This window comes from Curtobacterium sp. MR_MD2014 (assembly GCF_000772085.1).
Classification (GTDB): domain Bacteria; phylum Actinomycetota; class Actinomycetes; order Actinomycetales; family Microbacteriaceae; genus Curtobacterium.
In genome coordinates this window covers 415,610-440,370 of record NZ_CP009755.1, presented here as the reverse complement: position 1 = coordinate 440,370, position 24,761 = coordinate 415,610, and the positions used below count along the sequence as shown (strand labels likewise).

Annotated in this window: 19 protein-coding genes and 1 pseudogene; 8 read left to right on the top strand and 12 right to left on the bottom strand. The window is 71.0% G+C overall.

The window, feature by feature from the left end; genetic code table 11:
- Window positions 1-11 precede the first annotated feature (11 nt).
- Complete coding sequence (gene galE, locus NI26_RS02180; protein ID WP_066651931.1) at window positions 12-962, bottom strand: UDP-glucose 4-epimerase GalE; 951 nt, start codon at window positions 960-962, stop codon at window positions 12-14.
- Window positions 959-2,401, bottom strand: coding sequence for a polysaccharide biosynthesis tyrosine autokinase (locus NI26_RS02175; RefSeq protein ID WP_066651930.1), 1,443 nt, complete (start codon window positions 2,399-2,401; stop codon window positions 959-961). The genes galE and NI26_RS02175 overlap by 4 nt, the downstream gene beginning before the upstream one ends.
- A gap of 81 nt (window positions 2,402-2,482) precedes the next feature.
- Here NI26_RS02175 and NI26_RS02170 point away from each other — a divergent pair, with 81 nt between their 5' ends.
- Window positions 2,483-3,421 carry a hypothetical protein gene (locus NI26_RS02170; protein ID WP_144411210.1) on the top strand — a complete coding sequence of 313 codons (939 nt, stop codon included), beginning with the start codon at window positions 2,483-2,485 and terminating at the stop codon, window positions 3,419-3,421.
- 73 nt (window positions 3,422-3,494) lie between these two features.
- Here the strand turns inward: NI26_RS02170 and NI26_RS02165 are convergent, their stop codons facing one another.
- The 7 genes from NI26_RS02165 to NI26_RS02135 form a co-directional block, all read right to left on the bottom strand.
- Window positions 3,495-4,691 (bottom strand): family 1 glycosylhydrolase, encoded by a 1,197-nt coding sequence (locus NI26_RS02165; RefSeq protein WP_144411209.1) that lies wholly within the window; start codon window positions 4,689-4,691, stop codon window positions 3,495-3,497.
- An 8-nt stretch (window positions 4,692-4,699) separates the two neighbouring features.
- Window positions 4,700-5,587, bottom strand: coding sequence for an alpha/beta fold hydrolase (locus NI26_RS02160; protein WP_066651924.1), 888 nt, complete (start codon window positions 5,585-5,587; stop codon window positions 4,700-4,702).
- A complete protein-coding gene (locus NI26_RS02155) occupies window positions 5,584-7,347 on the bottom strand; it encodes an ABC transporter ATP-binding protein (RefSeq protein ID WP_066651922.1) in 1,764 nt (587 codons plus the stop codon). Before NI26_RS02155 ends, NI26_RS02160 begins: the two co-directional genes overlap by 4 nt.
- Window positions 7,344-8,300, bottom strand: coding sequence for an ABC transporter permease (locus NI26_RS02150; protein ID WP_066651920.1), 957 nt, complete (start codon window positions 8,298-8,300; stop codon window positions 7,344-7,346). The genes NI26_RS02155 and NI26_RS02150 overlap by 4 nt, the downstream gene beginning before the upstream one ends.
- Window positions 8,297-9,277, bottom strand: coding sequence for an ABC transporter permease (locus NI26_RS02145; RefSeq protein ID WP_066651916.1), 981 nt, complete (start codon window positions 9,275-9,277; stop codon window positions 8,297-8,299). The genes NI26_RS02150 and NI26_RS02145 overlap by 4 nt, the downstream gene beginning before the upstream one ends.
- A complete protein-coding gene (locus NI26_RS02140; RefSeq protein ID WP_235426448.1) occupies window positions 9,274-11,055 on the bottom strand; it encodes an ABC transporter substrate-binding protein in 1,782 nt (593 codons plus the stop codon). Before NI26_RS02140 ends, NI26_RS02145 begins: the two co-directional genes overlap by 4 nt.
- 234 nt (window positions 11,056-11,289) lie before the next feature.
- On the bottom strand, window positions 11,290-12,393 hold the full coding sequence (locus NI26_RS02135; RefSeq protein ID WP_066657665.1) for a LacI family DNA-binding transcriptional regulator: 1,104 nt from the start codon (window positions 12,391-12,393) through the stop codon (window positions 11,290-11,292).
- Window positions 12,394-12,599: 206 nt separating this feature from the next.
- Here NI26_RS02135 and NI26_RS16745 point away from each other — a divergent pair, with 206 nt between their 5' ends.
- Both NI26_RS16745 and NI26_RS16740 read left to right on the top strand, forming a co-directional pair.
- Window positions 12,600-12,755, top strand: a complete 156-nt coding sequence (locus NI26_RS16745) for a hypothetical protein (RefSeq protein ID WP_158407723.1) — start codon at window positions 12,600-12,602, stop codon at window positions 12,753-12,755.
- A 335-nt stretch (window positions 12,756-13,090) separates the two neighbouring features.
- Complete coding sequence (locus NI26_RS16740) at window positions 13,091-14,206, top strand: acyltransferase family protein (protein WP_158407722.1); 1,116 nt, start codon at window positions 13,091-13,093, stop codon at window positions 14,204-14,206.
- Window positions 14,207-14,309: 103 nt separating this feature from the next.
- Here the strand turns inward: NI26_RS16740 and NI26_RS02125 are convergent, their stop codons facing one another.
- A complete protein-coding gene (locus NI26_RS02125) occupies window positions 14,310-15,050 on the bottom strand; it encodes a GntR family transcriptional regulator (RefSeq protein WP_066651914.1) in 741 nt (246 codons plus the stop codon).
- A gap of 77 nt (window positions 15,051-15,127) precedes the next feature.
- On the opposite strand from NI26_RS02125, the gene NI26_RS02120 reads away from it, so the two are divergent.
- On the top strand, window positions 15,128-16,348 hold the full coding sequence (locus NI26_RS02120) for an MFS transporter (protein WP_066651913.1): 1,221 nt from the start codon (window positions 15,128-15,130) through the stop codon (window positions 16,346-16,348).
- Between the two features lie 126 nt (window positions 16,349-16,474).
- Here the strand turns inward: NI26_RS02120 and NI26_RS02115 are convergent, their stop codons facing one another.
- Window positions 16,475-17,641: a baeRF2 domain-containing protein gene (locus tag NI26_RS02115; RefSeq protein ID WP_066651911.1), complete on the bottom strand. Its 1,167-nt coding sequence runs from the start codon at window positions 17,639-17,641 to the stop codon at window positions 16,475-16,477.
- Window positions 17,641-17,916, bottom strand: a complete 276-nt coding sequence (locus NI26_RS02110; protein WP_066651909.1) for a hypothetical protein — start codon at window positions 17,914-17,916, stop codon at window positions 17,641-17,643. The genes NI26_RS02115 and NI26_RS02110 overlap by 1 nt, the downstream gene beginning before the upstream one ends.
- 379 nt (window positions 17,917-18,295) lie before the next feature.
- On the opposite strand from NI26_RS02110, the gene NI26_RS02105 reads away from it, so the two are divergent.
- The 4 genes and pseudogenes from NI26_RS02105 (at window position 18,296) to NI26_RS02090 (ending at window position 24,751) form a co-directional block, all read left to right on the top strand.
- Entirely contained in the window at window positions 18,296-19,660 is a 1,365-nt protein-coding gene (locus NI26_RS02105; RefSeq protein ID WP_066651907.1) for an ABC transporter substrate-binding protein, read from the top strand.
- Window positions 19,657-20,574, top strand: a pseudogene (locus NI26_RS02100) (carbohydrate ABC transporter permease); the annotation flags it as partial. The gene NI26_RS02105 and the pseudogene NI26_RS02100, both read left to right, overlap by 4 nt.
- A gap of 182 nt (window positions 20,575-20,756) precedes the next feature.
- Window positions 20,757-21,692 carry a carbohydrate ABC transporter permease gene (locus NI26_RS02095; protein WP_081984575.1) on the top strand — a complete coding sequence of 312 codons (936 nt, stop codon included), beginning with the start codon at window positions 20,757-20,759 and terminating at the stop codon, window positions 21,690-21,692.
- A gap of 2 nt (window positions 21,693-21,694) precedes the next feature.
- Window positions 21,695-24,751, top strand: a complete 3,057-nt coding sequence (locus tag NI26_RS02090) for a glycoside hydrolase family 2 TIM barrel-domain containing protein (RefSeq protein WP_081985193.1) — start codon at window positions 21,695-21,697, stop codon at window positions 24,749-24,751.
- Window positions 24,752-24,761: the final 10 nt, after the last annotated feature.

Sequence of the window (24,761 nt, the reverse complement as noted above, 5' to 3'; positions counted from 1 at the left end):
CATCGTCATCGTCACTCGCCGGCGGACCGCACGATCTCCCGGAGATCCCGCCGCGCCCGCCAGCCGATGAGCCGATGCGCCCGTCCAGGGTTCGCGACCATGGCAGCCGGATCACCCACCCGCCGGTCGACCACCCGCGCCTCCGCCGTGGTGCCGGTCACCGCCCCGACGACGTCGATGACCTCGCGGACGGAGGCCCCCCTGCCGGTACCGATGTTCAGGGCGTCGTCGCCCGTACTGTCCGATCGGAGCGCCTGCACCGCTGCGACGTGGGCATCCGCGAGGTCCTCGACGTGCACGTAGTCACGCACGCAGGTGCCGTCGGCAGTGGGGTGATCGGCGCCGAAGACCTGAGCGGGCTCGCCCCGTCGGACCCGGTCGAGCACGATCGGGATGAGGTTGGCCGCGACGCGGTCCTGCAGGTGCCGGCCGCCCGCGCCGGCGACGTTGAAGTAGCGCAACCGGAGGGCGCGCAGCCCCCAGGCGCGGGTGGCATCCTCGATCGCCCACTCACCGACGAGCTTCGAGCGGCCGTAGGGGTTTATGGGGCGACATGGTGCGTCCTCGTCGACGCTCTCGCTGTCGACGTTGCCGTAGACAGCGGCCGAGGACGAGAACACCAGGTCGCGCACCCCCGCTCGCCGCATGGCCTCGAGCACGTGCACGACCCCGAGGACGTTGACCCGGTAGTACCGCTCCGGGTCGGCGACGGACTCACCGACGTCCTTCAGCGCGGCCAGGTGCACCACGCTGTCGACCCGCTCCTCCTCGAGCACCGAGGCCAGCGCCTCGGAGGCACCGGCGCCGGCGAGGTCGAGTGGCACGAGCGGGACGTCGACGCGGTCGGCGAACCCCGTCGACAGGTCGTCGACCACGACCACACGATCGCCGTTCGCGAGCAGGGCCCGCACGACGTGCGCGCCGATGTACCCGGCGCCACCGGTGACGAGGGTGACACTCATGCTCGCAGCTCCTGTCGCGCAAGACGATCGAGGACCGGTGCCGGCTGCGTCTCTGCTGCCGGCTCCGTCTCCTCAGCTCCGTAAGCGGCTCCGTACGCGCCGTAGCGGTAGGGCTGGTCACCCTCCGTCGGCCGCACGAGGGTGCCGATCGATCCGATCACGTTCGCACCCACCCCTCGGAGTGTCCGCATCGCCGCCGCGACCGTCGTGCGACTGACCCTGCCGTGCGGAACCGCGAGCAGCACTGAGGCGAAGCGGCTGAGGACGGCGGCGTCGGCGACGAGCAGCACCGGTGGGGCATCGATGACGACGTAGTCGAAGTGCTGCTGCAGCTCGTCGACGAGCGCACCCATCGCCGGCGATCCGAGGAGTTCGGACGGGTTCGGTGGCACGGGACCCGACGGCAGGACGACGAGGCCCTGGCGCCCCCACGGCTGCAGGACGTCCGACAGCTCGAGTCGTCCGATCAACAGGTCGCTGAGGCCGGCCGCCCCCTCGAGCCCGAACCGCTCCGCGACCTGCGGGCGACGGAGGTCGCTGTCCACGAGGGCGACACGCGACCCGGTCTCGGCCAGGGCGAGCGCGAGGTTCGCCGCGCTGTAGCTCTTCCCCTCCGACGCACCGGCACTGGTGATGACGAAGGTCGCCCGCCCTTCGGGGAACCGGACGAACTCGAGCGCCGCGCGCACCCGACGGACTGCCTCTGCCGCCGCACTGCGCGGGTCGTGCTGCAGGAGCAGGGGACGGACGGGGGCTTCGGGGTCGTGCAGGATGCTGCCGAGGTAGGGCACCTCGGTCGCGTCCTCGATCGCGGCGACGCTGCGCAGCCGGGTGTCGAGCACCTTGCGCAGGACGGCGGAGCCGACGCCCACGGCCGTGCCGAGCACGAACCCGGCGACGATGACCGGGATCGGGCGGGGAGCGGTCGGCGCCGTCGGGGCCACGGCGGGAGCGATGACCGTGCTGGACACGAGCGGGCGGTCGCCGTCACGCGCAGGCTCGAGCTTCGACGTGAGGACGTCACCGAAGGCGTCGGCGATCGCGTTCGCCGTCTCCGCCGCCCGTGACGGGTCGGAATCGGTCACCGCGATGTCGAGCAGCGCCGTCCCGTCCTTCGCCGTGGCCGTCACGCGCGTCGCGAGGTTCCGGGCGGACTCGTCGAGGTGCAGCTCCTCGATCGCGCGCTGCAGCACGAGCGGACTGGCGGCGACGCCGGCGTACGTCACGGCTGCCTGCACCGCGAACGAGTTGCTCTGCGTGAGCTCGCTGGCCACCGCCCCGTCACCCGCCGACGCCGAGATGTAGAGCCGCGTCGACGTCGTGTACTGCGGTGTGACCACCAGCAGGAACGAGCTCGCCGCCGCGATGCCGAGCAGCGCGGTGCAGGTGATCACCATCCACGAACGACGAAGCAGCTGCAGGTACTCGACGAGCGACATGGAAGCCTTCCTGTTCCGATTTCACATGCCAGTATATCAGACGACGCCCGCATGACAGAGTTGCTCGGTAGGCTCGACCCCGTGCGATGGAGTCGAGTGGGCTGGCCCGGGGTCGGGTACGTCTCCCTCGAGGACGTCGAGGGCTACCCCGAGCACCTCGCCCGCCTGGTCACCGACGCACCCCCGTCCGTCGCCGCCCTCGCGTCCGTGACGTGGAACGAGGCCCGCATCGCCGAGTGGCACGAGACCGAGACGACGACGCCGACCGGCACCCCGGACACCGCCGGCATCGACGAGGCGCCGACCCGCACGGTCCGGGCCGTCGTGGTCGTCCGGACCGACGAGGTCCTCGACACCCCGGACGGCCTCTGGCGCCGCTGGAACCACGCCCGTGTGACGCTCGAGTTCCACCGCGCCGTCCTCGAGCCCGCGGACACCGCAGCGCTCGCGGTCCTCGCCGGCGACGTCCAGGTCTCCCGCGGCGAGATCGCCCACGTCGACGCCGACGTCTGGGAGCTCCGCCTGCTGCTCTCCCCCACCGGCGAGCTCGCGGTGCACTTCCGCGACGTGGTGATCGAGGTCCGTCCCGTCGCCGAGTCGGCATGGTCCGACCTGGAGGCGCGCCCCACCCACGGCTGGCACGGCCCGGTGCCGGACGGCTGGCTCGAGTGGGCCGCCCCCGCGGTGCGCGCTGCGGGTCACGGGGACGTCGGCGGGCTCTCGCTCGAGCTGGACGGGTTCGGCGCGGACCCGACCGGGATCGACGAGGTCGACCCGCGCTGGGGCTTCGCCCCGCTGCACGCCGCCGCATGGTTCGACCGACGCGGGACGACGGAGGCGCTCATCGAGCGGGGCGCGGACGTCACGGTGCTCGACGCCGAGGACCGGACGGCGCTCGACATCGCTCGCGAGCGCGGGTCGCGCAAGGCGGAAGAGGTGCTGCTCGCCTGGTTCGACGCACATGCCTTCGGCGAGGCCCACGTCGCCGACGACCCCTCGAGCGACGAGGCGACCCGCTGATCGAGGGGCCCATGGACGGACTGGAGGCGCGGTGCCAGCTGGCACCGCGCCTCCAGTCCGTCAGGGGATCGCGTCAGTCGCGACGGGTCTCGAGCGCGTTCGCCTGCGCGACCTTCCCGTACCAGCGCGCCGAGTCCTTCGGCGTCCGTGCGAAGGTCTCGCGGTCCCACGCGACGAGCCCGAAGGTCGGGCGGTAGCCGGAGGCCCACTCGTAGTTGTCGAGGAGGGACCAGTGCTGGTAGCCCAGGACCTCGATGCCGTCCTCGATGCAGCGGTGGATCCCCTCGAGGGCGCCCTGCGTGTACGCGACCCGGCGGGAGTCGTCGGCGGTGGCGATGCCGTTCTCGGTGATCATCAGCGGCACGTGGCCGGAGAGCTCCCACGCGCTGCGGAGCCCGTCGGCCGACGCCTCCGGCCAGAACTCCCACCCGGTCAGGGTCGTCTCCACGTCGTTCGACACGGGCAGCGGCCCGTCCGGCCCGATGAAGGTTCGGGTGTACGCCTGCACGCCGAGGAAGTCGTCGCCCGCGGCCTGCTCGAGGTACCAGTCGTCACGCGGGTAGCCGTACTCGCGGAGCATCTCCTCGGAGCCGGGCTCGCCGTTCGCGCGGAACGCCTGCGTGGCGATGGTCCAGCCGGACTGGAGCCCGGCGACCTGGGACAGGACCTCGCGGGACCGCTCGTGCGACGCGAGCAGCTGGTCCGCCACGTGCAGGTCCGGGTTCGGCAGGCCGTAGGCGACCAGGTTGGCGGCGTCCTCTCCCCCGGCGAGCATCGCGGCGATGTTCGGCTCGTTGATCGTGCAGACGTAGCGGACGCCGTCCTGCACGACCGGCAGCGCGGCCTCGGTGTAGCGGGCGAACAGGTCGGCCGCGTCGTCGGCGCGCCAGAAGCCGTCGCGCTCGAACCAGCGCGGCACGGTGAAGTGCATGAGGGTGACGATCGGCTCGATGCCGGCCTCGTGGCAGGCCTCGACCATGCGGCGGTAGTGGTCGACCTCGGCGCGGGAGACGTGACCGCGCTCGGGCTCGATGCGTGCCCACTCGATGCTGAACCGGTAGGAGTTCAGGCCGAGGTCGGCGGCGATGCGGATGTCCTCGCGGTAGCGGTGGTAGCTGTCCGCGGCGTCGCCGGAGGGCTCGACGATGGTGGTGTCCGGTTCGTGCTCGTGCACCCACCAGTTGCTGTTGACGTTGTTGCCCTCGATCTGGTGGGCGGCGGTGGCGGCACCCCAGAGGAAGCCGTCGGGGAACTGCAGCGTGGTGATGATGGGTCCTTTCAGTGCTGCGACGAGTCAGTGCTCGTCAAGAACGAGTCGAACAGCGCGATGGTCGCGGCCGGGTTCTCGACGTGGGGGCCGTGGTAGCTCGTGGGGACGACCTCGTAGCGGGCGCCGGTGTCCTCCGCCATCTGCCGCTGCCACGGGATCGGCCAGGCACCGTCCCACTCGCCGTGCGCCACGAGGACGGGGAGCCCGGTCGCGCGGAGATCGGCGGACGAGTCGGTGTGGTCCTCGAGGATGTGCCCGCCGGCGACGACGCTCAGCGGGCTCGTGGCGTCGAAGCGGTCGCGGACCATCCGGGCGTCGTCGGGGAGTTCCTCGTCGGGTCGGTACGCCCAGAGCGGGTTCGTGGCGTCGAACAGCTGCCGGAGGTTGCCGCCGGTGTCGTGCAGGATCGTCAGCTCCGTGACCTTGCGGTAGGGCCAGCCGTACGGGCCGGAGCAGAACTGCACGAGGGACCGGAACGACTGCGGCGAGGCGATGGCGGCCTCACGGGCGATGACCCCGCCGAGCGAGTGCCCGATCAGGTGCACGGGCGCGCCGTCGTCGAGCAGTGCCGCGACCCGGACGACGTCGGCCGCTTCCTCGTCCAACGCGTAGTCGGACGGTGCGGTCGGTGCCGCCGAGTCCGCCTGACCGCGGCGGCTGATCGCGACCGCGGTCCAGCCGGCCTCGCGCAGGAGCGGCATGAAGGTGCGCCAGTCCTCCTTCGAGCCGGTGTACCCGGGGACGACGAGCACGACGCCCTTCGACGGTCCGGACGGGACCACCCGGTAGGCGGTGAGCCGTCCGACCGGCAGGTCGATGCCGACGACGTCGACGCCCTCGGGCGTGGGGAGGTGCCCGAAGGCCGGGACGGACGGGAACTCGTGCACCGTGGTCATGCGAGCAGTGTGCGCCGCGGGTTCGGTACCGCGTCCAGCAGCGCCACCGTGTAGTCGTCCTGCGGGTGCTGCAACACCTCGGCCGTCCGGCCCCGCTCGACCACGGCGCCGTCGTGCAGCACCATGATGTCGTCGGTGATGAGCCGCGCGCTCAGCAGGTCGTGCGTGATGTAGAGGAGCGAGACGCCCCACTGCTCGCGCAGGTCCTCGAGCAGCGCGAGCACGCCGGCCCGCAGCGTCACGTCGAGCATCGAGACCGGCTCGTCGGCGATGATCACCTGCGGGTCGCTCGCGAGCGCCCGGGCGATGACGACGCGCTGCCGCTGCCCGCCGGAGAGCTGGTGCGGGAGCTTCTGCGCGAACTGCTCGACGGGGGTCAGGCCCACGGTCTCGAGGATCTCGAGCATCCGGCGACGGGCTTCCCGCCCGCGGAGTCCCGTGTAGTTCGCGATCGGCCGGGACAGGATGTACTCCACCGTGTGCAGCGGGTTGAGCGCCGCGTACGGGTCCTGGAACACCATCTGCACCTCGGAGCGCAGGTCCTTCAGACCGCGCCTCCCGAGCTTCGCCACGTCCGTGTCGCCGAAGCGCACCGTGCCCGAGGTCGGCTGCTCGACGCCGGTGAGCATCTTCGCGATGGTCGACTTGCCCGAGCCGGACTGGCCGACCAGGGCGAGCGACTGCCCGGGCTCGAGGGTGAACGACACGTCGCGGACCGCCTGCACGGGCTGCTCACCGCGGCGGGGTGCCGGGTACGTCTTCACGAGGTGGTCGACGACGATCGGGTTGCGGGCGGCGCTGCGCTCACGCGACCCGACGGTGGCGAACGACGAGGTCGTCTCCTGACGGGAGACCGACCGCTGCGTCCGATCGGGGAACCCCGGCAGCGACACGACCTCCGCGCGCGGGTCGGCGTAGTGCGACAGGAGCATCTTCGTGTACTCGTCCTGCGGGTCGCGGAGGACCTCGAGCGAGCGGCCGTCCTCGACGATCCGCCCCTCGTGCATGACGAGCACGCGCTCGGTGGCCTCGAGCACGATGCCGAGGTCGTGGCTGATGAGGATCGCCGTGAACCCCTCGGAGCGCTGCAGCTCGATGATCGTGTCCATCACCGCGTGCTGCACGAGGACGTCGAGCGCCGTGGTCGGCTCGTCGAACACCATGAGCTGCGGCTCGAGCGACAGCGCGAGGGCGATCGAGACGCGCTGCCGCATGCCACCGGAGAGCTCACCGGGGTACCGCGCGAGCATCGTCTCGGGCAGCTTCACCTTGCCGATCAGTTCCCGCATCCGGGCGTCCCAGCGCTCGCGCGGCACGTGGCCGTGGGCCTTGAAGACGTCGATGAAGTGGTTGCGGATCGTGCGCACCGGGTTGAGCGCGTTCATGCCGGACTGCAGCACCATCGCGAAGCCGCCCTGGCGCTGCTGCCGGAGTGCCTCGTCGTCGAGGTCGCGGATGTCCGCCCCGCCGAAGACGATGCTGCCGCCGTTGGTGCGCGCCGGCGGCTTCTGCAGCCGGGTCAGCGCGTAGCCGAGGGTCGACTTGCCCGAGCCGGACTCGCCGACCAGGCCGACGAACTCGCCCTTGCGCAGCTGGAAGGAGACGTGGTCGACGGCCTGGACGGCCGTCTGGCCGGCCGACTCGTAGATGACGGACAGGTCGCGGACGTCGAGCAGGACCTCGGCCTGGGTGCCGTCGGACGGGAGGCGCGTGGCGGTGCCGCCACGGGCCTCCAGGCCGTCGCTGGTTGCGCCGCTCATGCGGTGACCTCCTTGCGCTTGCGGCGCGCGCCCTCGCGCAGCCGCGGGTTGGACACGGCGTCGACGCCGAAGTTGATGAGGGTGAGGCTCATCGCCAGCAGGGCGATGCAGAGACCGGGAGCGAACAGCAGGATCCACTGGCCCGTGAGCAGTGCGTTCGAGTTCTGCGCCCAGTAGAGGATCGTGCCCCAGCTGACGATCGACGAGTCGCCGAGTCCGAGGAACTCGAGCCCTGCCTCCGCGAGGATCGCGCTGGTCGCCGCGCCGAAGAAGCTGCCGACGATCAGGCTCGTCATGTTCGGCAGGATCTCGCGGAACACGATGCGCGTCGCACCGTCGCCGGAGAACTGCGCGGCGGTGACGAAGTCGCGGCTGCGCAGGGACTGCGTCTGGCTGCGCAGGACGCGCGCACCCCAGGCCCAGCCGGTGACGACGATCACGGCGATGATGACCGCGATGCCGCCGTTCTGCAGGTAGGCCGCGATGACGATCATGAGCGGCAGGCCCGGGATGACGAGGAACAGGTTCACGATGAACCCGATGACCTCGGCGACCCAGCCGCGGATGTAGCCCCAGCTCAGGCCGATCGCGACGGCGACGAGCGTGGAGAGCAGGCCCGCGACCGCGCCGACGAGCACGGAGACCCGGGCGCCGTAGATCAGTTGGGAGAGGACGTCCTCGCCGGCGGCGGTGGTGCCCATCCAGTGCGCCCAGCTGGCGTCGGCGTTCCGCGCGAAGCCGTTCTGGCTGCCGCCGTAGGGGGCGAGGAGCGGGGCGAACAGGGCGATGAGGACGAAGGTGCCGAGGATGCACAGGCCGATGCGGGCCTTCGTGTTGCTCCAGACGACGCCGAACTGTCGTCCTGCTGATCGGAGCTTGGAGGGGGCCTGCTGGTCGCCCTGGTCTTGTTGCTTGTCTTGGGTCCGTACTGCGACGGTCGCGTTGTCGGTCATCGGCGCGTCCTCGGGTCCAGGACGCCGTACAGGACGTCCACGATGAAGTTGGCGATGAGCACCGACACGGTGATCATCAGGAAGAGGGCCTGCATGAGCGGGTAGTCCTGCCCGATCACGGCGTTGAAGAGCAGGTAGCCGATGCCCGGGTAGCCGAACACCTGCTCGACCAGCACCGAGCCGCCGACCACGCCACCGAGCGCCAGGCCGAAGCCGGTCAGGTTCGGCAGGATCGCGTTGCGCGCGGCGTACCGGACGGCGACCGTGCGACCGCGGAGGCCGTTGGCCTCGGCGAAGGTGACGTAGTCGTCACCGAGGGTGTTGATCATCGCGTTGCGCATACCGATGATCCAGCCGCCGAGGCTCGTCACGAGGATCGTCACGGCCGGCAGGACCGCGTGCCGCAGGACGTCACCGATGTAGGTGCCGTTCCAGCCCGGGACGCTCGTCGCGGACGACGCCCCGGTCGTCGGGAACCAGTGCAGGACGTAGCCGAGGAAGAACAGCAGCAGGAGCGCCGTCCAGAAGTACGGGAACGTCGACATGAAGCTGCCGGACAGGGTCGGGAGCGAGTCGAGCCACGTGCCGCGCTTCCACGCCGCAGCGACACCGATCAGCGTGCCGATGACGAACGCCAGGACCGTCACCGTGCCGACGAGCACGAGCGTGTACGGCAGTGCGCGGCCGACCAGGTCACCGACCGGCTGCGGGTAGAACGTGTAGCTCGTGCCGAAGTCGAGGGTGACGACCTGGTGCAGGTAGCTGACGTACTGGTCCCAGAGGTTGCCGCTGGGGACGCCGAGCTGGGCCTCGATGGCCTTCTTCGTGGCGTCGGTGACCGGACCGTTCTGGCTGAGCTTCGCGAGCGCGGCGTCGGACGGGCTGCCCGGCATGAGGCGGGGGAGCACGAAGTTCAGCGTGACCGCGGCCCAGAGGGTCAGGACGAAGAGGACGAGTTTCTGGAGGATGTACTTCACTTGCCCGCCTCCTTCTGCTGCGTCTTCTGCTCTTCGAGGATCTGCTTGCCTGCTGCGCTGTCACGGAGCCGGAGCTTCGTGAAGATGAGCAGCGGGGCCGAGTCGTAGTTCTGCGGTGCCATGTACGGGTCCTCCGCGCTCGGCCAGCCGACGAACTTGCCGGTGTTGAACAGGCCCCAGAGTCCGCCGTAGTACATGCCGATCACGGGCAGGTCGTCGTACACGATGGCCTGCAGCTGGTCCAGGATCCGCTGCTGCTCGGCACGGTCGGTCGTGCCGCGGTACTCGTCGAGGAGCTTCTGGGTGTCCGCGTTCCTGTACCGCTCGAAGTTGTTCACCGTCGACTTGCCGACCGGCTGGTAGAAGTCGCTCGACAGCAGCGAGTTGTACGCCTGGAAGACGTCGCCGTTCCCCATGCCGCCCATCGCCATGTCGAACTTGCCGTTGTTGATGTTCTGCTGGTAGCCGGCGGGCTGCGGTGCCTGGATCTGCACCTTCACGCCGATCTTCCCGAGGTCACGCTGCACCTGCTGTGCGGCACGGAGCCAGTCCGAGTAGCCGTTCGCGGTCATGAGGTTGATCTCGAGCTGCTTGCCGTCCTTGACGAGCTTGCCGCCCTGCTGCTCGTAGCCGGACTTCGCGAACTCGGCGAGGGCACGGTCGGTGTCCTGCGTGATCATCCCCTTGTCGGGGATCGACGGGTCGAGGTACTGCTCCTGGTTCGGCAGGATCAGGCCGGTCTGACCCGCGGCGCTGAGGTTGCCCTCGGAGGCGGTCTCGGCGATGCCGTCGCGGTCGAGCGCGTAGGAGATGCCCTTGCGCACGTTGACGTCGTCGTACGGCGCCTTCGTCAGGTTCGGGATGAGACCGATCACGCCGCCGGCGGGGAACCACCACTGGTTCGTGTCGGACGCGGCCCCCCACGTGCCCTTGACGTCCGAGATGAACGAGTACGCCCAGTCGTAGCCGCGCGTGACGGTGTCGAGCTGCGTGTTCGTCGCGGGGAGCACGAGGTGCTCGATCGCGATCTTGTCGGCCTGCCAGTACGTCGGGTTCTTGTCCATCGAGTACTGCTGGTCGGAGTAGTTGCCGAGCACGAACGGGCCGGTGCCGACCGGGTTCGGGTCACGCCAGGTGACCGGGTCCTTCACCTTCCCGTAGTGGTGCTCGGGGAGGATGTAGGTCGCGCCGATGATGTTGAGGCTCGGGACGTCCTCGCCGTTGAGGTGGAAGACCAGGTGGTCGCCGTCCCGCTCGATGCGGTCGATGTGCTGCCAGGCACCCTTGACGTCCATCGCCGGGAACTTCTTGAGCAGGTCGAACGTGAAGAGGACGTCCTCGGGGGTGAACGGCGTGCCGTCGGACCACTCGACGCCCTTGCGGATCGTCATGTCGATCGTCCGCGCGTCGGGCAGCTCCCAGGAGCTCGCGAGCCACGGGGTGCCCTTGCCGTCGAGCGGGTTGATCTCGATGAGCGGCTCGTACATCCACTTGCTCGCGGTGCGGGCGTTCGGGATGTACGGGTTGAAGTTGCGGTCGAACAGTGGGTTGCCACGGTCCGCGTTGATGAGCATCGTGTCCTTGCCGATGCTCGGGTCCGGCTGGGAGCGGACCTGGATGCTGCAGCCGGTGGCCACGAGGGCCACGACCGCGAGTCCGGCGATGGCGGCGGCGATGCGGCCGCGCCGGCGGGCGGGGGTGTGCGGCGCCGGTGGCGTCCGCCGTCCGTCCGGGCGCGGGTCGCGGTGCCCGCGCGTGCGCTGTGGGGGAAGCGTCATTGCTCGGTCGACCTCCGTGTCGAGTGGGTGCTCCGCCTAATGTATGCGCTTACATCGCGCTCCGCAACACGCGGTCCCTTCTGGTGGTCACCACGACCGAGGGCCGTCCAGGAGAGTTCCGGTCGCACGACATGCCGCCCGTTCGCCGTACAGACGGCAAGTCGTGCGACCGGAGCGGCAGTCGGCGGCATGTCGTGCGACCTGAGCCAGGGCCAGATCCCGACCCGGCGACGCCTACATCGAGGGCGGGCAGCTCTCGCGCAGCAGCACCTCGACCGGCAGCCGCACAGCGCGCGGGGGCCCCTCCCGCCGCTCGAACCGGTCGACGATCGCCCGGACGGCCGCACGACCGAGCTCCCCCATCGGCTGGTGCACCGTCGTCAGGGGCGGCGTCGAGAAGCGCCCGGCGTCGATGCCGTCGAAGCCGGTCACCACGACGTCCTCGGGGACGCGCAGCCCCCGCGCCCCGGCGGCGTCGAGCACGCCGAGCGCGGACTGGTCGTTCGAGCAGATCACCCCGCGGGGGACGTCGACTCCGTCGAACAGGGCCGACGCGAGCTCACGAGCCCGTGCGCGCCCGAAGTCGCCGTGCACCACCCGCACGTCGGACGCCGCCAGGTCGTTGTCGGCGAGCGCCTGGCGGAAGCCCGCCGAACGCTCGATGTCGTCCGGAGAGTCGATCGGCCCCGCCAGGTACGCCAGCGAGCGGATCCCGAGCCGACCGATCACGTGCGAGGCGAGCGTGCGCATGCCCGCGGCGTTGTCGACGCTCACTGAGTCGAAGCCGTGCGAGCGCCGGTCGTCCGCGAGCACCACGACCGGGATGCGCCGGGCGACGTGCTCGAGCAGGTCGTCGGGCACCGTCTGCGCGAGTACCGCGAGGCCGTCGACCCGACCCGCGACGTCGTTCACGATGACGTCCCGCGAGGACCCCCGCCCGGCCGCCACCATCAGGGCGAGCCCCCGCTGCCACGCCTCGGTCTCGGCACCGCGCAGGACCTCGTCGAAGTACAGGTTCGACGAGAACGGTTGCGTGACGTGGCGTCGGTCGTCGACCACCCGGACGCCACCGTCCGTGACGAGGTCGGGTCGCTCGTCCGGGACGACGTCGAACCCCGGCAGCAGCAGGCCGACCACGCCAGTCCGCTTGCCGGCCAGGGCGCGTGCGTTGCCGGACGGCACGTAGCCGAGGCTCCGGATCGCCGCCTGCACGCGGTCGCGGGTGCCCTCACGGACGGCGTCCGGCGTGCGGAGCACGCGGGAGACGGTGGCGATGGACACGCCGGCCTGGGACGCGACGTCGTAGACCGTGGGAGGTGCGGTGCGCTGCGCGCTCATGCCGTGCCTCCCGTCCGACGTCCACCCGGCCGCAGCACCGGTGCGCGGCCGCACCATCCTAGGCACGGGCCCGACTCCGACTCCTCCACAGGCCGGCCGACACCCCTTGCGTTCCGCGGAGGGGCGGGCGCAGACTGTTGCGACCTCAGAACGTCCCGTGAGGAAGCGCACCACGACGGTGCCCACGCACACAGGAGGAACTCTCGATGTCCCAGCAGACGCGGTCCGGCAGCAAGCACGCCATCCGACTCACCACCGACGAGGCCGAGGTGCGCGACGCGCTCCTCGACCACACCGAGCACGGCGCGACGCTGTCCGCCCAGGAGATCGACGGGTCCGAGGAACCCACGACCAGGGCCTGACCAGCCGGGAGGCACGGGTCGGGTCCGCTTCGTCGGTCCGGCCGGTGCCTCCTGGCCGATCTCCCAGTGACGGGCGTGGTCCAGCGAGCATCGGTGCGTGCGCCCGCTCCACTGAACGAGCGCTTCGACATCCGACTCGGGATGTCGCAGAAGCGAGGATCATCTTCCAGAAGACCATCGAACAGTCGGTCCACCCGCGGCACGAGAACGGCAGCGATCTCCCGTCATCCACGGGCGCCGTCCGCGCCGATGATGCTCCTCGCAACGGCACCGCGAAGCGCCAGGGAAACGTCGACGATGTTGAATATATAACATTCGACATGTACGCTGGTGTGATGCGCAACCAGCTCCGATCCGTGCAGGCTCTTCGGTTCCTCGCGGCGGTTCTGGTCGTGATCGTGCACGCCTGCGCGTACACCGCGCAGCGCTTCCCAGGGGCCTGGTCCAGCGCCGAGGATCTCGGCCACCTCGGCGTCTGGCTCTTCTTCAGCATCAGCGGGTTCGTGATGGTCTTCGTCACCGATCGCGAGCTGGCAACCAGCGGCCAGGTCAGGGCCGCTCGTTTCCTCCGCAAGCGCCTTGCGCGGATCGTGCCGCTCTACTGGACGATGACCGCGGTCAAGTTGGTCCTCACCGGGATGTTCGCCTCCCAGATGACGAACGCCAAGTCAGATCCCCTGACGGTCCTGCGCTCGCTACTGTTCATCCCGGTCCGTAACGAAGCGGGAGACCTGCAGCCGGTCTGGGGTGTCGGCTGGACACTCGTCTTCGAAGCATCGTTCTACGTGCTCGTTGCCGCCGCGCTGCTCCTGCGGGTCGATCCGGTGCGACTCGCAGCCCCAGTACTCTGCGGCGCGTCCCTGCTCTGGCTCCTCCGCCCCGAGTCGGGCTCTGCGATGTGGTTCTACGCAGACCCGGCAGTCCTCTGCTTCTTGGCGGGCATGCTGATCGCACGGCAGGGGCGGAAGCCCTTCGTACGCACCGTTGCCGCGATCGTCGCGTTGTCCGTGTTCACCGCCCTGCTGCACTCCGTCAAGGAAGGCGAATCCAGCGGTTCCGCCGGCGTCTCCTTCTTCGCGATCTCCGCGCTGCTCTGCGCTGCGGTTCGGTACGACTCCGCGATCCGCACGTACATCCCCCGGTGGCTCGCGCACGGAGGCACCACCTCGTACTCGCTCTACATGCTGCATCCGCTGATCGGGCCGGGCGTCGTGTGGTGGGTCCAGGCGATCGCACCAGCGGCTCCGTGGCCGATTCCGGTGTGCCTCGCGGTCGTGGCACCCGTGCTGGTCGCTCCGCTGGCGTACCGACACTTCGAGCGCCCTCTCAACGCGTTGGTCGCGCGCCTTGCACAAGGCTCAAGACATGCGCCCGACGCAGAGCCGACAATCCGTCCGGCTCCGTGCGCCGCGACGCGGGGGACGGACACGAGCAGGACCATCGGTCCATGACTGATCGTCCAGCGCAGCGTGGAATCGGCCACCGCCACCGACCGTTCGGGGTCGGAGCGACTGCGCCAGCGCGCGTGCCGGCGCGCGTCAGTGCGCCTCGTGGTCAGTGCGCCCGGGTGGCGGCCGGGTCGCCGTCGCCGAGCAGCTCCGGGCTGCCGACGATCGCCATGCCGGCACCGCGCAGGCGCCGTCGCTCCTGCGCGATGAACGCGAGCAGGCGGTCGTTGGTCCCCGCGACGTGCGCCGCCAGCAGCTCGGCCGCGCGGTCGGCCTCGCCGGCACGGACGGCCTCGAGGATCGCACTGTGCTCGTCCCACGCGGCCTCGCGCGCCTCTGCGGTGCGGACCTCGATCCACCGCGTCCGCTCGAGTCGAGTGAGGGCGTCGGCGATCGCATCGGTGACGAAGCGGTTGCCCCCGAGGGCGGCGAGGTCCAGGTGGAACGTCGAGCCCATGCGGATCCCGGCCTCGCGGTCGGGTGTGCTACGGAGCTGGTCGAGGTGCGCACGGACCTCGTCGAGCTGCTCGGCGGAGGCGCGCTCGACGGCGAGACGCGCCGCGGCGGGTTCGAGCACGCCGCGGAGCTCGGCGAGCGACGCGATCTCGTCGAGGTCGATCGGGGTGACCGTCCACGACCGCCCCTCGTGGAGGATGAGCCCCTCGCGCTCGAGCCGTGACAGCGCAGCGCGCACGGGGGTCCGCGAGGCATGGAAGCGTCCCTCGAGTCCGCGCTCCGAGATCCGCTCTCCGGGGGCGATGTCGAGGGTCAGGATCGCCGCGCGCAGGTTGTCGTAGAGCTGGCTCGTCTGCGAGACGGGCGCGGCGGTCTCGGTCGTCTCGGTCACGGCGGACCAGCGTAGTGCAGATCGACGCGTGTTGGTATACCGTCCTGGTACACCAACCGCTCCCCGATCGAGACGACGTGCCCGCGCAGACCACCACCGCCGCTCCGCCCGTCGTCCCCGCCAGGGCGTGGACCGTGCTCGCGCTCGGCGTCGCGGCACAGGCCGCCGGGACCCTCGTCGTCTCCGCCCCGGCGCTGCTCATCCCGCACCTGCTGGCGCAGGGGATGCCCTTCGCGTCGGCGGGACTGTTCGCGGCCGCCCCGACGATCGGCCTCGTCCTCACCCTCATCGCCTGGGGCGCGGTGACCGACCGCGTCGGCGAACGGGTGGTGATCGCCGGCGGACTCGCGCTGACCACCCTGACCGTCGTCGCGGCGTGGGTCACGGCGGGCGACCCACTGCTGCTCGGGGTCGCGTTCCTGGCGGCGGGCATGACGAGTGCCTCGACGAACGCGGCGAGCGGACGGGTCGTGGTCGGGTGGTTCCCGAGGGAGCGCCGCGGTCTCGCGATGGGCATCCGGCAGATGTCGCAGCCGCTCGGCGTGACGCTCGCTGCCGTGACGGTGCCGCTGCTGACCGAGACGCACGGTGTCCGGACCGCACTCGTGCTGCCGTTCGTGCTGTGCGCGGTGCTCACCGTGCTCTGCGCCGTCGGCATCGTCGATCCCCCACGGCCTCGGCAGGCCCGGGCAGCGGCGGCGACCGCGACGATCGACGCGGGCCCCGCGAACCCGTACCGGGCGTCCGGGTTCCTGTGGCGGGTGCACCTCGTGTCGGTGCTGCTCGTCGTGCCGCAGTTCACGCTCTCGACGTACGGGCTGGTCTGGCTGGTGGGCCTCGGGTGGTCGACGCCTGCGGCCGGACTGCTGGTCGGCGCCTCGCAGTTCGTGGGGGCCGTCGGGCGCATCCTCGTCGGTGCCTGGAGCGACCGCGTCGCTTCCCGGGTCGGGCCGTTGCGCGTCGTCGCGGTGGCAGCAGCGGCCGTGATGGGCGCCCTCGCGCTCGTCGACGTGTCGCACTGGGCGCCCGCGGCGGTGTTCCTCGTCATCGCCACGAGCGTCACTGTGGCGGACAACGGGCTCGCCTACACGTCGGTGGCCGAGGCGGCGGGGCCCTCGTGGTCGGGCCGGGCGCTCGGTGCGCAGAACACGGGGCAGTTCCTGGCGGCGAGCGCCGTCGGTCCCGGTGTCGGTGCACTCGTCGGGGTGCTCGGCTTCGCGGCGTCGTTCGCGATCGTGGCTGTGCTCCCCCTGCTCGCGCTGCCGGTCGTCCCGCGCGCCGACGTCTCCCACGACTGACGCCCAGCACCGCCCGCAACACGCAACGTCGGCGGTTGCTCGCAGGGGTGTACTGCTGCGAGCAACCGCCGACGTTGCGTCCCGCGGAAGGGGCGTCCGTGTGAGGGGCCTCCGCGGCGGAGGGGGTCAGGCAGGGACGGCGGGACCGACCGGCCAGCGCAGGAGCGCGGACGCGGGGGCACCGCTCGGCAGCGACGCCGCGTTCACCAGGACGAGTTCGGCGTCGGTCAGGACGACCGCCCGGACGAGTGCGCACACCGCCGGGACCTGCCCCAGCACCGACGCCCCCGCGGCCTGCTCGGGAGCGGTGGCGACCCAGGGTGCGGCATCGAGCGCGTACAGCGTCCGGTCCCCGAGCGCACCGGCGTCGAGCGTGACGACGGCTGCCTGGGCCTGCTGCAGCGCGGACACGACGGCACCGATCCCGCTGACGCTCTCGTTGTCCCCGCGACCCTCGTGCGTGCGGAGCAGGTCCTGCACGTCGTGCCGCCGCGACGCCAGGACGCGGGCGAGGGCGAGGTCGACGTGCTGCACGAGCGCCTTCTCGGAGGCGTCGTCGGCGCGCGGGTCGACCGCGACCTCGGTGACCAGCGCCCGGGTCGACGTCGAGAGCTCACCACGCAGGAGTTCGCGGGCACGGATGTCCCCGGCGAGCACGATCAGCCGGGGCGCGGTCGCCCGGACGGTCTCCTCGATCGCGGCCTCGACCTCGCCGGCGGTCTGCTTCCAGATCTCCTCGGCGTGCTGGTGCCAGTGCGGCTGCTTCCACCCGGCACCGGACTTCGCCTTGTGCAGCGTGTCGGTCCGGCCCTGCACGCGCTGCTCGTCCTCGGCGGCGCCGGTGGGGGCGTGCCCGAGTCGGTAGCTGCGGAAGCCGCCGCCCTCACGTCCGACGGTGACGACGAGGAACGGCAGGTCGAAGGGCCGGTGGGCGAGCAGGGGCAGCAGGTCGGGGACGGCGCCGGTGCCGATCGACTCCTGGCCGTGCAGGTGCCCGGGCAGCACCTCGCTGAGCACGAGCTCGTCGTCGCGGACGAGCACGTACCGGGCGACGGGTGCGGGCACGCCGGGCTGTTCGACGAGCTCCTCCTCGATGATCTGTGCGGCACGCTCGGAGCAGCCCTGCCCCGCGAGCGCATCGGAGACGGTCCGACGCTGGAGCGCGGCGATGCGGCGCGGGTCCTCGCGGTTGCCCGAGGCGTCGACGTAGGCCCACGTCCAGGTGCCCGGCGTCTGGAGCGCCTGGACGATCTCGGGCTGCAGGGCGCTGGTCTCGCGGGTGGTCTGGGCCATCAGCGCTCGCCCTCCTCGTCGGTATCGGTCGTGAAGACGGCGTCCGATCCCCCGCCGACGCCCGATCCGTCGTCCTGCAACGACCCCTCGAGCTCGCCGTCGTACCCGGAGGCCGTCACCGTCTCGGCGTCGTCGGTGTCGTCGGGCACCGGTTCGGACTGCCGGAACTCCTCGACGTGTGCGTTGCTGCCGTGCCCCTGGACGATGCTCTGCGCCTCGTGCGCGAGCTGGTCGTCGAGCTCGGGTCCGTGCGTGCTGTTGCCGCGATCGGTCATCGCCTGCCCCTTTGCGTCGGTGCCGCCGACGTCGCTGTCGGGCCGCCTGCGGCTTCGGTGTTGTGCGTGCTGACCACGGTGCGCGCTCGGCGCTGACCACGTTCGGAGGTCGGAGCGAACACGCAGCCAGCGCGGGACGGGGCGCCGACGGCTCGCTCCGAGGCTCGCGTGAGCGGACGGATTCGCGTCGCCGCGACCGCGAACGTGTCCGCGGAACCGAGTCTCGCGCCGTCGCGCGCCGCCGCACCGCACCGCGTCGCCGGAGGCACCGGGCCACGGTTCGGTCACGACGTTCTGTGGATACTTCAGGAATGCACAGCCTCGCTCGGTTTTGTGCTTTGCTGGCTCCGACCCCGCTCAACGACGAACCGGAGCCGTGATGACACCCATCCCATCGAGAACCGTCCTGTCACGACGGAACCTGCTCGGACTCGGACTCGGAACAGCTGCGGCGGGGTTGCTCGCCGGGTGCGCCGTCCCGGGATCGACGAACGTCAACAAGGCTGCGCTGGTCCCCGCGGCCGCCGGTGGCGAGACCGTCCAGATCACCTACTGGGCGTGGCTCAAGGACCTCCAGAAGGTCTGCGACGTCTGGAACGCGAAGAACCCGCGCATCCAGGTCACCGCGAACTGGATCCCCGGGGGCAACGCGGGCGGGTACCAGAAGATGTACTCCGCGCTCGCGGCCGGCGGCGGTCCGGACATCGGGCAGGTCGAGTTCCGGCAGATCCCGGAGTTCATGCTCGCGAACGGCCTGGTCGACCTCGCCCGGTACGGCGCGAAGGACGTGCAGTCGAAGTACGACGAGGCCGCGTGGTCGCAGGTCGAGTTCGTCGACGGCGTCTACGGCATCCCGCAGGACACCGGCCCGATGGGCTTCTACTACCAGACCGCGATCCTCGAGCAGGCCGGCGGTCAGCCCCCGACGACGTGGGACGAGTGGCGCGACCTGGCCGACAAGGTGCGCGGGACGGGCAACGGGAACTACCTCGAGGTGTTCCCGGTCGCCGACGCCTCGCCCTTCGCCGCGTACGCGCAGCAGGCAGGGGCGCGCTGGTTCCGGACCGACGGGGACGCCTGGGTCGTCGACATGACCGACGACAAGACGATGATGGTCGCCGAGTTCTTCGACGGGGTCATCGACGACAAGTTGGTCGACACGAGTGCCGGGGCGTACTCCCCGGGCTGGTACGCCGCCGCCGCGAGCGGCAAGATCGCCGCGGTCACGAGCGCGAGTTGGGGCGACGCCCTCATCCAGTCCGTGCAGGGCGGCGAGGGCAAGTGGAAGGTCGCCCCCATGCAGACGTGGGGCGGCACCGGCTACGGCTCGAGCTCGATCGGCGGCTCGACGGCCGCCGTGCTGGCGAACGCGAAGCACCCGGCGGAAGCGCTCGAGTTCATCACGTGGATGACGACCTCGAAGGAGGGCGTCGACGCGATGATCAAGTACTGCGGCATCGGGTGGTCGCCGGCGAAGGACTACATCGGCAAGGCGCGCCAGCAGCCGTCCGAGTGGTTCTCCGGGCAGAACTACAACGAGGAGGTCTTCGTCCCCTCGGCCCAGGAGCAGAACCTGGAGTGGTCGTGGTCGCCCGTGACCCAGTCGGCCTTCACCAGCCTGCAGAACCAGTTCCGCCGCAAGCTCACCGGTGGGCTGAAGCTCACGGACGCGGTCGAGCTCGCCCAGCGGGAGATCGTCCAGTCCTTCAAGGACAAGGGCCTCAGCGTCAGGACCGCACGATGACCGCCACCCAGCCGGGATCCGGCTTCCGCACGAGCACCAAGGCCACGAGCGCCCAGAAGCGCGCCCCGTGGATCCTGCTCGCCCCGTTCCTCGCCCTGTTCGTGCTGACGTTCATCATCCCGATCATCAGCGCGCTCTTCCAGAGCTTCACCACCGTCGACCGCGAGGGCCTGTTCGGCGAGGACGGCGTCACCGGCCGCTTCGCCGGCTTCGACAACTACGTCACCGCGCTGAACGACGCCGGGTTCGTCGGCTCGATCTGGCGCATGCTCCTGTTCGGCATCGTGCAGGTGCCGGTGATGATCGTCCTCTGCACGATCCTCGCGCTGCTGCTCGAGTCGGCGAGCGCCCGCTGGCCCGCCTTCTTCCGCGCGGTCTACTTCATGCCGTACGGCGTCCCCGGCGTCATCGCGACGATCCTCTGGTCGTTCCTCTACGTGCCCGGCCTGTCGCCGATCGTGTCGCTGCTGCAGTCGATGGGGCTGCAGCCGGACTTCCTCGGCGCGAACAGCGTGCTGTGGTCGATCGCGAACATCGTCACGTGGACCTACACCGGCTACAACATGCTCATCATCGTGGCGCAGCTCAAGTCGATCCCCGGCGAGGTCTACGAGGCCGCGAAGATGGACGGCGCCGGCCCCTTCCAGGTCGCGTGGCGGATCCAGATCCCGCTCATCGCCCCGGCCCTGGTGCTCACGACGGTCTTCTCGATCATCGGCACGCTGCAGCTCTTCGCCGAGCCGCAGATCCTGTCGACGGTCGCGCCCGCCATCGACACCGAGTACACGCCGAACTACGCCGCGTACACGAACGCCTTCGCGTTCAACGAGTACGGCGTCGCGAGCGCGCAGGCCGTGATCATCGCGCTGGCCGCGTTCATCCTGTCGTTCGCGTTCCTCGCGCTGACGAACCGCGCGCCGAAGAACGAGCGCGACCAGAAGAAGCGGGCCAAGCGCGACGGCCTGGAGGCACGGCGTGCGCTCCAGACGCGCGGCACGTCCGCCACCGGGTCGCGACCCGCCACCGGCGTCGCGGACCGCAGCACCACCACCGGAGCCGCGCCGCGCCTCCAGGCCGACAGCAAGGGGGCGGAAGCATGACCAGCGAAGCCATCGAGGCGCCAGTCACCAAGCAGGCGGCCGAGCCCGTCGACACCACGTCGATCACGGCGCACCAGCGCCGCAAGCTCGACCGCTCCCCCCGCTCGCAGATCGTGGTGACGGCCATCCTGGTCATCGTCGCGGTCTACTTCCTCGTGCCGCTGTACTGGGTCGTCATCGCGGCGACGAAGACCACCGGCGCCCTGTTCGCGACGAACGGGTTCTGGTTCGGCGGCGAGTTCGCGCTGTTCAGCAACATCCAGCAGGTGTTCTCGTACGACGGCGGCATCTTCGTCCGCTGGATCGCGAACAGCGTCCTGTACTCCGGCGTCGGCGCGGTCCTGGCGACCTACTTCGCCGCGGCCGGCGGGTACGCGCTCGCGAAGTACGAGTTCCGCGGGCGGCAGCTGGTGTTCGGCACGATCCTCGGCGGTGTGCTCGTGCCGGGGACCGCGACGGCGCTGCCCCTGTTCCTGCTCTTCTCGACGATGGGCCTGACCGACACGTACTGGAGCGTGCTCATCCCGAGCCTCGTCTCCCCGTTCGGGCTGTTCCTCTGCCGGGTGTACGCCGCCGCCTCGGTCGACACGGCGCTCCTCGAGCAGGCCCGCATCGACGGTGCCGGCGAGCTGCGGATCTTCCACACGATCGTGCTGCGCCAGATGACCCCGGCGCTCGTGACCGTGTTCCTGTTCCAGGTCGTCGGCATCTGGAACAACTTCTTCCTGCCGCTCATCATGCTGGCAGACCAGAAGCTCTACCCGATCACACTGGGACTCAACAACTGGCGGGCACAGGTCGATCGTCTGCCAGAGTTCTACCAGCTCACCACCGGCGGCGTGCTCGTCTCGGTGATCCCGCTGGTGATCGCGATCATCGTCCTGCAGCGCTTCTGGCGCGGGGGCCTCACGGAAGGATCGGTCAAGGGTTGACCATCGCTGCTCACTCGTCCTCCACCAGCACCACGCCCGAGGCGCTCGACGCGCTCGCCTCGACGGCACCGGGCTCGGACACCCGGCTCGCGCCGCGGGCCTGGTTGCACACCGACGCCCCGTCCCTGTCGCTCGACGGGGACTGGGACTTCCGGTGGTCGCCGGTCGCGGACGTCCCGCTCCCGGGGGTGGAGGACGGGTGGGGCAGCCTCCCCGTGCCGTCGCACTGGGTCCTGCACGGGCACGGCGCGCCGAGCTACACGAACCTGCAGTACCCGTTCCCGATCGACCCGCCGCACCCGCCGGAGGAGAACCCGACCGGCGACCACCGCCGCACGTTCGAGGTCCCCGCGTCCTTCGACGCCGCGGCCCGGGTGCTGCTGCGCTTCGACGGGGTGGAGTCGCACTTCCGGGTGTGGCTGAACGGGTCCCTCGTGGGCTGGTCGACCGGATCCCGACTCGCGACCGAGTTCGACGTGACCTCGCTGCTCGTGCCGGGGTCGAACGAGCTGCTCGTCCGGGTGCACCAGTGGTCGGCCGCCTCGTACCTCGAAGACCAGGACCAGTGGTGGCTGCCCGGCATCTTCCGCAGCGTCACCCTGCTCGCCCGACCGACCGCGCCGATCGACGACGTGTTCGTGCGCGCCGGCTGGACCGCCACGCTCGGCAACGCCGCCACGGCCGGTACGGCTGCCTCCGGACGGCCGGAGACCGGCACGGGGACGATCACGTTCCCGACCCTCGATGCCGCGTTCCCGGTGCGCTTCCGGGTGCCCGACCTCGGTGTCGACGTGACGTGGGCCTCGGCCGACGAGGTCGCGCCGATCACCCTCGAGGGCGTCGAGCCGTGGAGCGCCGAGGTCCCGAAGCTGTACGACGCGACCGTCTCCACCGGCACGGACGCCGGCGGCCGCGCGGGCGGCGAGACCGTCGCGCTGCGCCTCGGCTTCCGCACCGTGTCGATCGTCGGCGACCGGTTCCTGGTGAACGGCGAGCGCGTGGTGTTCCACGGGGTGAACCGGCACGAGACCCACCCCGTGCGCGGCCGCGTCTTCGACGAGGAGCACGCCCGCGCGGACATGGCGCTCATGAAGCGGAACAACGTCAACGCGATCCGCACCTCGCACTACCCGCCGCACCCCCGTGTGCTCGACCTGGCGGACGAGCTCGGGTTCTGGGTGGTCCTGGAGTGCGACCTCGAGACCCACGGCTTCCTCTTCACCGACTGGGTCGGGAACCCCTCGGACGACCCGGCCTGGCGCGAGGCGTACCTGGACCGCATCGCCCGGACGGTCGAGCGCGACAAGAACCACGCGTCGATCGTCATGTGGTCGCTCGGCAACGAGTCCGGCACCGGCCGGAACCTCGCCGCGATGTCGCAGTGGGTGCACGACCGCGACGACGAGCGCCCGGTGCACTACGAGGGCGACTACACCGGCGCCTACACCGACGTGTACTCGCGGATGTACCCGACGCTGCAGGAGACCGAGTCGATCGGCGGCGGCCCGGAGACCCCGCTGCTCGGGTGCGGTCCGGCCGAGGCCGCGCGGCAGCGGACGAAGCCGTTCCTGCACTGCGAGTACGTCCACGCGATGGGCAACGGACCCGGCCAGATCCAGGAGTACGAGGACCTGGTCGACAAGTACCCGCGACTGCACGGCGGCTTCGTGTGGGAGTGGCGGGACCACGGGCTCCTCGCCCGCACCGCCGACGGCCAGGACTACTACGCCTACGGCGGCGACTTCGGCGAGGTCGTGCACGACGGCAACTTCGTGATGGACGGCCTCGTGCTGCCCGACGACTCCCCGACGCCGGGGCTGGCGGAGTTCGCGGCCGTCGTGGCCCCGATCCGGTTCTCGCTGTCGGACACCACCGTGCTCGTCGAGAACCGGTACCACTCCGCATCGACCGCAGGACTGCGCTTCCGGTGGACCCTGTCGCGGAACGGGGTCGAGGAGGCCAGCGGCCGCTTCACCCCCGGCGTCGTCGCGGCCCGGCAGTCGGCCACGGTCCCGGTGCCCGACGAGGTGCTCGCGGCAGCCGCGGACTCCAGGTCCCTGGACCCCGGCGACGAGCTGTGGATCGACGTGACGGCGGAGCTGGCGGGGCCGACCGCGTGGGCGGACACCGGCCACGTCGTCGCACGCACGCAGCGGCTCGTGGCGAGCCGCGCGGCGGACGTGCCCCGGGCCTCCCGACAGGGATGGGACGGCGACCGTCTCGGCGAGGGGACCTTCACCGCCCGCGGTGACCTGGTGTCCTGGAAGGGGCACGAGGTCGCCGGGCCGCGGCTCGAGCTGTGGCGCGCACCGACGGACAACGACAGCCTGGCCTCGCAGGGCGGGTACGAGACGGCCGACCCGGTGCTGACGAAGGGCGTCGGCGACCCCACCGCTCCGGCGTCGGCGGTCCGGTGGCGCGAACGCGGGCTCGACCGGTTGACGCACCGGCTCGTGTCGGTGTCGCGGACCGACCACGGCCTCGAGCAGCGCGTCCGTGTGGCGGCGGCGAACAGCGGGTGGGGCGTCGACGTCACGCACCGCTGGACCCTGACCGACGACGGACTGCTGCTGCAGACCGACGCGGTGCCGTTCGGGGCGTGGGACGTCACCTGGCCGCGGATCGGCGTGCGGTTCGACCTGCCGGCGTCGCTGCTCGACGGCGATGCCTCGTGGTTCGGGACCGGACCGGCGGAGTCGTACGCGGACTCGTCGCGTGCTGCTCGGGTCGGCCGGTTCAGTGCGCCGGCGCGGGCGCTGACCGTGGACTACTCGATGCCGCAGGAGACCGGACACCGGCCGGGGCTGCGGACGCTGTCGGTCGGGCCGTTCACGGTGTCGACCGTCGGGGCGCACCGGGCGGGCTTCACGCTCTCGCCGTGGACCGCGCAGGAGCTCGGGCGTGCGATGCACCCGTACGAGCTGCCGACGCCGGAGCACGCGTACCTGTACCTCGACGCGGCGCAGCACGGGCTGGGGTCGCGGGCCTGCGGGCTCGACGTGCTCCCGGAGCACCAGCTGTGGCCGCAGGCGTTCTCGTGGAGCGTGGTGCTCGGGTAGGGGCGGCGCC